Annotated in this window: 5 protein-coding genes; 2 read left to right on the top strand and 3 right to left on the bottom strand. The window is 67.0% G+C overall.

Annotation, left to right across the window (positions count from 1 at the left end; translation table 11 throughout):
- Positions 1–1,422 (bottom strand): DUF6600 domain-containing protein (locus A985_RS25025; RefSeq protein WP_017233375.1); only part of this gene is annotated, 1,422 nt, incomplete at its 3' end.
- Positions 1,423–1,682: 260 nt separating this feature from the next.
- Positions 1,683–2,825, bottom strand: a complete 1,143-nt coding sequence (gene hrcA / locus A985_RS0110575; RefSeq protein ID WP_085982686.1) for a heat-inducible transcriptional repressor HrcA — start codon at positions 2,823–2,825, stop codon at positions 1,683–1,685.
- On the opposite strand from hrcA, the gene A985_RS0110570 reads away from it, so the two are divergent.
- Positions 2,824–3,732, top strand: coding sequence for an NAD kinase (locus A985_RS0110570; RefSeq protein ID WP_026131837.1), 909 nt, complete (start codon positions 2,824–2,826; stop codon positions 3,730–3,732). The genes hrcA and A985_RS0110570 overlap by 2 nt on opposite strands.
- Positions 3,733–3,755: 23 nt before the next feature.
- On the top strand, positions 3,756–5,420 hold the full coding sequence (recN, locus tag A985_RS0110565; protein WP_017233372.1) for a DNA repair protein RecN: 1,665 nt from the start codon (positions 3,756–3,758) through the stop codon (positions 5,418–5,420).
- An 81-nt stretch (positions 5,421–5,501) separates the two neighbouring features.
- Here recN and glnE read toward each other — a convergent pair whose 3' ends face one another.
- Entirely contained in the window at positions 5,502–8,384 is a 2,883-nt protein-coding gene (gene glnE, locus A985_RS0110560; protein WP_051060132.1) for a bifunctional [glutamate--ammonia ligase]-adenylyl-L-tyrosine phosphorylase/[glutamate--ammonia-ligase] adenylyltransferase, read from the bottom strand.
- Positions 8,385–8,459 lie beyond the last annotated feature (75 nt).

Raw genomic sequence — 8,459 nt, 5'->3', positions numbered from 1 at the left:
CATCGCGCGACCGACCGGCGCACGCGTGGCCAGCACCTGCCGGTTGAACACGCCGGCCGGCGGCGTGACCGGCGCCGGGCGACTATTGCCGAACACGCTCTGCTGCACCGGTGCGACGCCAGGTGTATTCCCAACGCGCCAAGTCTGTCCGGCGCGCGGGGCGGCCAATGCCACCGGCGCGCCGACCCGCCGGCCCTGCACGAAAGCCTGTGCCGGCATCGTCGAGACGGCGCCGCGCACATTACGGTTCACATACACATTGTTGACGTTGATATTCGTGACGTTGGTCGTCTGGATCACCGTCGATCGATTGATATTGGTGACATACGACGGGCTGGCGCGATACGCCGGGCGGTAAGCGTCGTGCGGACCCAACGCAAACCACGCCAGTCCCGCGCCCCCTGCCGCAAACGTAATCCCCCATGCGTTCCCGCCGCTGTTGCCGCTCACCCAGCCGACCAGCGCCGGGGCATACACCGGCCGCACCGCGACCGGCCCCGGCACCCAGCACCAGCGGGCGTCGACATAGGCCCACCGTCCGTAGTGATAGGGCGCGAAGCCCCACGGCGCATCGTCGACCCAGGTCCATCCCCACGGGTCGACCCAGGCCCAATGGCCCGTGCGATACGGCGCCCAGCCCGTCGGCACGTCCGACGGCACCCAAACGGCGCCGTAGCCAGGGGTCTCTTGCCAAGCGCCGTAGTCGTCCAGACTTTCGAAGCCGGTCATGTCGCGCGACACATAGCGCGCGGAGATCGAGCCCTCCTCGCGCGCGTCGCGCTGGCGCACCCATTGGTCGAACCCATCGGCCACGAGTGGCCCGGCCGACTGCTGCGTGAGATTCTGACCCACGAAGGCCACCCGTTGGCCCGATTGCAACGGTACCGACGCGCCTTGACCGTAGACGGTCGCCGCCCCGCGCCAGACGCTCACGGTCGTCACCCCGCCCGGATCGACATCCAGACGATACTCCCCGGCCTGTTGCGGGACGAACGCCAGGTTGGGCGTGTCGATCTCGTAAGGCTGGTTCGGATCGAAAGCCCTCAAATGCAGGCCGACCGTGCCCTGCGTTACGTTCAGTTGCACATTCTGGTCGGTCACGGCCGAGAGAACGACGCTCGTGGACGCCCCCATGCGAACCGCCGTGCCGCCCACATGCATCTCGGCGCGGCTGTTGCGCTCGACCCAGACGGCATCGCCCGTGGTGAGCGGCCGGTTGCGATCGGCATAGCGCCAGTCGCTGGTACCTGCGGGGGCGTACGTGACGGTGCCGTCGAATGCATTCAGCCGCGCCACACGCCCCGGGGGATCGGCGCTCTGTGCCTGCGCCAGCGCGGGAAGTCCCGCCGCGCCAAGGGCGCCGAGCACGAGCCCGACGCCAAGACAGCGAACCACTGTCCGCCAGGAAATCAGGGATTTCATAGACACTCCGGGCACTGTCCGGTGTACGCGCCAAGCGTTGTCTCGGCCGCACCACCTTGTTGCTCTGTCCGAATCCTTCGGCGAACGCCATGACGACGGCTTCGCCACAAGTGACGCTTCAAGCGTAAGACGGCCGTGTGTGACAGCGTGTAAAGGAATGCTACGGGGGTGTAACGAGATGAGGCGCGGGGCCCCGGGACAATACGCGAGACGTTACGCCTGACGACGCGCAGGCTGGGGCGTCACGCCGCCCCCGCCGCCTAATGCTGGCTGAGCGCGCTGGAAAGCAGCTTGGCCGTGATGTCGACGATCGGAATCACGCGCTCGTAGGCCATGCGCGTCGGGCCGATCACGCCCAACGTGCCGACCACTTCGCCATCGACTTCGTACGGTGCCGTGATGACCGTCATTTCTTCGATCGGGACGAGGCTCGACTCGCCGCCGATGAAAATCTGAACACCCTGCGCCCGGCTCGACACGTCGAGCAGCTGCAGCAGGCCGGTCTTGGACTCGAACACGTCGAACAGCTTGCGGAGTCGCGCCATGTTCGACGATAGATCCTCCACGCCCAGCAGATTGCGCTCGCCCGAGATCAGCAAGCTCTCGCGCGAGGTATCGGCCATGGCGTCGCTGCCCGCCTGAACGGCCGCCTGCATCAAGGCACTCATGTCGGAGCGCAGGGCGTCGAGTTCGCCGCGCAAGCTGGCGCGCACCTCATCGAAACTTTGGCCGCCGAAATGGGCGTTCAGGTAGTTTGCCGCCTCGACCAGTTGCGCCGGGGAGTGATCCTTTTCCGTCAGGATGATGCGGTTCTGCACGTCGCCGTCGGGGGTGACGATGATAAGCAACACGCGCTTTTCGGACAGTCGCAGGAATTCGATCTGCCGAAAGATCTGGCTGCGGCGCGGTGTCAGCACCACACCCGCGAACTGCGAGAGATTCGAGAGCACTTCCGCTGCCGAGGCGACCAGTTGCTGCGGCCCGGCCGGCTGCAACCGGGTCTGCACCTGCGACGCCAGCTGATGCACGGCATCGCCGAGCGGGCTTACCGTCAGCATGGTGTCGACGAACAGCCGGTAGGCGCGCGGCGTCGGAACACGACCGGCCGACGTATGCGGGCTGGCCACGAAGCCGAGCGCCTCGAGGTCGGCCATCGCATTGCGGATGGTCGCCGGCGACAGATCGAGCCCGGAGTATCGCGATAGCGTGCGCGACCCCACCGGCTGGCCATCGGCGATGTACCGTTCGATCAGGGTTTTGAGTAGCGTTTGCGCACGTTGATCTAGCATGGCGAAAATTGTAACGCGAAATGTACAAGCACGGCGTGCGGCAAACCCCGAGGGGCCGGCAAGGCCGCGCGTGCCGATGGTTGCTGTCATCGACTTATGGTGTAATGGCGGCATGAAAACAGGGAGCCCTTTCAAGACCGTGGCGCTCGTCGGGAAATACCATGCCGACGGCGTTGCCGAACCGTTGCTCACGCTGGCGGCATGCATCGCCCAGCGAGGACATCACGTCATCTTCGAGCGTGATACGGCGCACAACATCGGCGCGGCCGCCGCCCCCTACCGTCCCCTCGACATTCAGGAAATCGGTACGCAGGCCGATGTGGCGGTGGTCATCGGCGGTGACGGAACGATGCTCGGCGTGGGCCGTCAGCTGGCCGCCTCGAAGGTGCCGCTCATCGGCGTGAACCACGGACGCGTCGGTTTCATCACCGACATTCCGCTCGACGAGATGCGTCAGGTCGTGCCGGCCATGCTCGAAGGGCATTTCGAAGCCGAGCAGCGCACCCTGTTGGCCGCGCGTATCGAGCGCGAAGGCCAGACGCTGTTCGAGACGCTCGCGTTCAACGACGTGGTGGTGAACCGCTCGGGCATCTCGGGCATGGTCGAGCTGCGTGTCGACGTCGACGGCCGCTTCATGTACAAGCAGCGCTCGGACGGCCTGATCGTCGCCACGCCCACGGGCTCGACCGCCTATGCGCTCTCGGCCACCGGCCCGATCCTGCATCCGCGACTTGGCGGCGTGGTGCTCGTGCCGATCGCCCCGCACGCGCTGTCGAACCGCCCGATCGTGCTGCCGGATTCGAGCGATATCGTCATCACGATCACCGGCGGGCGCGAGGTCGGCGCCAACTTCGACATGCAGTCGTTTGCCGAGCTGCGTCAGGGCGACCGGATTCTGCTGGGCCGCTCCGAACATCAGGTGACGTTCCTGCACCCGGTCGGCTACAACTATTACGCGACGCTGCGCCGCAAGCTGCACTGGAACGAGCATATCTCCGACGAAGATCCGTCGCAGACCTGACTTCACGCCCTCCCCGACCGCCCATGCTACGCAGTCTCTCGATTCGCGATTTCGTGATCGTCGATCGTCTCGACCTGGAATTCTCCGCCGGCTTCACCGTGTTCTCGGGGGAGACCGGCGCGGGTAAATCGATTCTGATCGACGCGCTGGCGCTGGCCATGGGCGAGCGCGGCGACACCAGTATGGTGCGCGCCGGACAAACGCGCGCCGACATTACCGCTGAGTTCGCCGCCGACGCCGAGGCCCGCCCCGATCTCGAAGCCTGGCTGCAGGCGCAGGCGCTCACGCTCGAAGAACACGGCGGCGTGCTGCTGCGCCGCGTGCTCGACTCGGGCGGACGCTCGCGCGCCTTCGTCAACGGCACGCCCGCCACCCTCGCCCAACTGCGCGAACTCGGCGAGATGCTCGTCGACATTCACGGGCAGCACGCCCATCAGCAGTTGCTGCGCGCCGACGCACAGCGCCGCCTGCTCGACGCCCATGCGGGCGCCACCGCGCTCGCGGCGGACACGGCGGCGGCGCACAAGGAATGGCGGCGTCTCGTCAAACGTTGCGAGGAAGCGCACGGGCGCGACCGCGAGCTACAGCTCGAGCGCGAGCGTCTCGAATGGCAGACATCCGAACTCGACAAGCTGAATCCGCAGGAAGGGGAATGGGACGACGTGAGCGCCGAGCATCGCCGCCTGTCGCACGCCGCCAGCCTCATCAACGGCGTGCAAGGCGCGCTTGACGTGCTCGCGGAAGCGGATGGTGCGCTCGTCCCGTCGCTCGGTCACGTAGTGCACCAGATCCGCGAACTGGCCGAGATCGATGCCGGGCTGGCCGACGCACTGGCCGCGCTGGAGCCGGCCGAGATCCAACTTCGCGAAGCCGTGCACTCGCTCACGCATTATGCACAACGCATCGATCTCGATCCGGAACGTCTGGCCGTGGTCGAGCAGCGGCTCGAGGCGCTGCACTCGGCGGCCCGCAAGTTCCGGGTTACGCCCGAGCAACTGCCCGCCGAGCAAGCCGAACGCCGTGCCCAGTTGGAAGAGCTGACCGCGTCGCAGGACACGGCCGCCATGCAGGCGGCCGCCGACGCCGCGCACGCAAGCTATCTGACACTGGCGGTCACCTTGTCGAAGGCACGCGCGGCGGCCGCGGCGTCGCTCTCGCGGGAAGTCACGCGCGCCATGCAGGACCTCTCGATGCCGGGCGGACGCTTCGAGGTCGCCCTGAGTCCCACGCCGGAGCCGCAGTCGTTCGGTCTGGAGACGGTCGAGTTTCTCGTCGCCGGTCACCCCGGCGTGCCCACGCGGCCGCTGGCCAAGGTGGCGTCGGGCGGTGAGTTGGCGCGCATCAGCCTGGCGTTGCAGGTGATCGCCAGCAGCGTGAGCCTCACGCCGACCCTGATTTTCGACGAAGTCGATTCGGGCATCGGCGGCGCCGTGGCCGAAGTGGTCGGCCGTTTGCTGCGGGAACTCGGTCAGGGGCGGCAAGTGTTGTGCGTCACCCACCTGCCTCAGGTCGCCGCGCTCGGCCACCAGCATCTGCGCGTGAAAAAACGCAGCGACGGCGATTCGACGATGAGTGAAATCGAGCCGCTCGGTCGCACGGAGCGCGTCGAGGAGATCGCGCGAATGCTCGGCGGCGTCGAGATCACCGCCACCACGCGCAAACACGCGCGGGAGATGCTCGCGCTCTGAGCGCGCACGTTGCCCCCACCGCGCGCCGATCGCTCGCAGGGCAATCACGGGCGGCGATGCATCGTCCGCCCGTGAGCGTCGTCAAACCGGCCCGGCGCTCGCGAACACCGAATCCCACAGCGCCATGACCGCGTCGCGTTCGGCTGCCACATCACTGGCCGGCACGCGGGCCGCTTCCACCCCATCGAGCCGCAACTTGTGCTGGCGTTTGCGATAGATCCGATAAGCAGCGGCTGCACCGTCCGCAAGCGTCGCGTCGATCAGCCCGAGTTGCGCCGCTTCGCGCAACAGCGCGATGTTGCCGGCATTGCGGAGCAGCGACGGATGTGCCCCCGAATGCAGCAGTACCAGGTACTGCACGGTGAACTCGATATCCACCATGCCCCCGCGATCGTGCTTCAGATCGAACAGCGAGGTCGGGTTCGGATGCCCCTCCAACACCTTGCGCCGCATCGACACAATTTCCTGGGCAAGCGGTAGCGCCTCGCGGGGCGTCGCGAGCACCTGCGCGCGGATCTTCTCGAACGTCGCGCCAATCGTCTCGTCCCCGGCACAGAAGCGAGCCCGCGTGAGCGCCTGATGCTCCCAGACCCACGCGGTGTTCGCATTGCCCTCGCGGAACTGGTACTGGCGGAAGCTCTCGACGCTCGTCACCAACAAGCCCGACAAGCCGTTCGGCCGCAGCCGCAGATCGACGTCGAAGAGCGTGCCCGCGCCGGTGTGCGTGGTGAGCCAGGTCACGAAGCGGCGAGCGAGTGCGGCATACGCGTCCGGCGCGCGGTCGTCATCGTCGTCGTAAAGGAAGATCAGGTCGAGGTCGGACACATAGCCCAGCTCCTTGCCGCCGAGCTTGCCATACGCGATGACCGAGAAACGCGGCACCTCGCGGTGGCGCGTGGCCACGTGCGGCCAGACGGTCGAGATCGTCACATCGACGATGATGTCCGCCAGTTCCGAGAGCCGGTCGCCGATCGCCTCGACCGACAACGCGCCCTGCAAATCGAGCAGCAGGATGCGGAACACCTCGGCGTGATGCGCGCGCCGCAGAATGTCCATCTGCACTTCGACGTTGCCGGCCGCGCCCGACGCATTCAGGCTCAACAGCAACTGTGTTTTGAAAGACGCCCAGTCGAACGGCGCGGCGAGCGCTTCGTCGTCGAGCAGCTCGTCGAGCAATTGCGGGTGACGGATCAGGTAGCCTGCCGCCCAACGCGAGCCGGCCAGCACCTTGACGACGCGCTCCAGCGCGCGCGGATACTCAGTGAGCAGCGCCAGATACGAACTGCGACGGCTGATGGCCGAAAGCAGGTCGAGCATGCGCGCGAGCACGGCGTCGGCCTCGCCCGTGCCCGCCGCGCCTTGCACGGCGCGCTGCACCAGTTGATCGAAGCGGCGCCGGCTGGTTTCGCCCAGCGCCTTGTAGCGCGACGACGTCCAGACGGCGCGTAGCCGGTCGAGGGCACCGTCGGCGTCGGTAAAGCCCAGGCGCGAGAGCTGATGGCCGAGATCGCCCGTCTGTGTCTCGTCGGCCAGACATTCGCTCCACAATTCCGGCGGGCATTCGCATTCGCCCGCCCCCGACGCCGCCGCCTTGCGCCCGCTGCCGCCGGCCTTGTCCGCGAAGATCTCGTCGAACTGCGCGGCGACGAACTCGCGATGCTCGTCGAGCACCGTCATGAAGCTCGCCTCGTCGGGGAAGCCCATGGCGCGCGCCACCGCGAGACGATCGTCGCCGGAGGCCGGGAGGATGTGCGTCTGCGCATCGTCCAGATACTGAATACGGTGTTCGAGCTTACGCAGGAAGACGTAGGCGTTCGCGAGTTCGTCAGCCACATTCTGGGCGAGCCAGCCGCGTCGCGCCGCCACGCCCAGCACGGCGAGCGTCGGCCGCACGCGCAGTTCCGGCTCTTGCCCGCCCCGAATCAGTTGGAACACTTGTGCGGAGAACTCCACTTCGCGAATGCCGCCGCGCCCGAGCTTGATGTCGTTGATGCGTGCCGGCTTGGCGCGCGCGCGGCGCTCCGCCTCGTGACGAATCTGCTCGTGCAGCGCGCGAATCGCGCCGATCACCCCGTAATCCAGGTAACGGCGGAACACGAACGGCTGGACCAGCGCCGCGAGCAGCCGCTCGGTGCGCTTGCCGGGTTCGCTCGCCACCTCCGACACCAGCCGCCCCTTGATCCATGCGTAGCGCTCCCACTCGCGCCCCTGCACGTAGAAATACTCTTCGAGCATCGGCAGGCTGCACACCAGCGGCCCGGAATCGCCATTGGGACGCAGGCGCATGTCCACGCGGAACACATAGCCGTCCGGCGTGAGTTCGGAAATCATGCCGATCAGCTTGCGACCGAGCTTGGTGAAGAATTCGTGGTTCGAGAGCGAGCGCAAGCGGCTCGCCGCCGCCGGGTCGGCGTCGTCGGGCGCCGACGTATCGCCGTCGTCTTCATAGACGAAGATCAGGTCGATGTCCGACGAGACGTTCAATTCGCGTCCGCCAAGCTTGCCCATGCCGACCACCGCGAGCGTCTGTCGCTGCCCTTCCGCATTGCGCGGCACGCCGTGGATGGCTTCGAGCTCGCTCGAGAGGACCGTGATGCCCGCCTGGATGGCGAACTCGGCGAGGGCTGTCATGGCTTCGGTAACCTCGGCCAACTCGGCGCGACCGTCCAGGTCGCGCTGCATGACGGCGCACAAGGCTTCCACGCGCAGCACGCGCAGCGCGCGGGCGAGGCCCGCCTCGTCGACGCCCGCGACCCCCGTGGGTTGCTCGGGCGGCGATAGCTGCGTGCCGGTGATGGCTTCGAAGCGACGGGCGAGCCAACGCGCGTCCACAGGGTGCTCGGCCAAGGCGGGCAATGCCTCGACAAGCGCGGGACGGCTCGCCAGCATGCGCGCCGCGTAGCGCGAGTAGGACGGGATATCGATGGGGTTTTCGGGTGAACTCACTGGCGGGGTTCCGGTCATCAATGAGATTGAAGAGACTTTCGAAGGCTTACCCGTGCGCGATGAAACGCCGGATCACACGTCTGTTTCTCCTAC

Origin of the sequence: Pandoraea sp. B-6 (assembly GCF_000282835.1) — a bacterium.
Lineage (GTDB): Bacteria > Pseudomonadota > Gammaproteobacteria > Burkholderiales > Burkholderiaceae > Pandoraea > Pandoraea cepalis.
Note: the sequence above shows the minus strand (reverse complement) of the source record. Positions and strands in the feature narration are given on the sequence as shown.

Bases quoted from the DNA above. Each gene is read 5' to 3' on its own strand.
- A985_RS0110570 (WP_026131837.1), top strand. From the start codon at position 2,824: ATGAAAACAGGGAGCCCTTTCAAGACCGTGGCGCTCGTCGGGAAATAC.
- hrcA (WP_085982686.1), bottom strand. From the start codon at position 2,825: ATGCCGCCATTACACCATAAGTCGATGACAGCAACCATCGGCACGCGC.
- recN (WP_017233372.1), top strand. From the start codon at position 3,756: ATGCTACGCAGTCTCTCGATTCGCGATTTCGTGATCGTCGATCGTCTC.
- glnE (WP_051060132.1), bottom strand. From the start codon at position 8,384: ATGACCGGAACCCCGCCAGTGAGTTCACCCGAAAACCCCATCGATATC.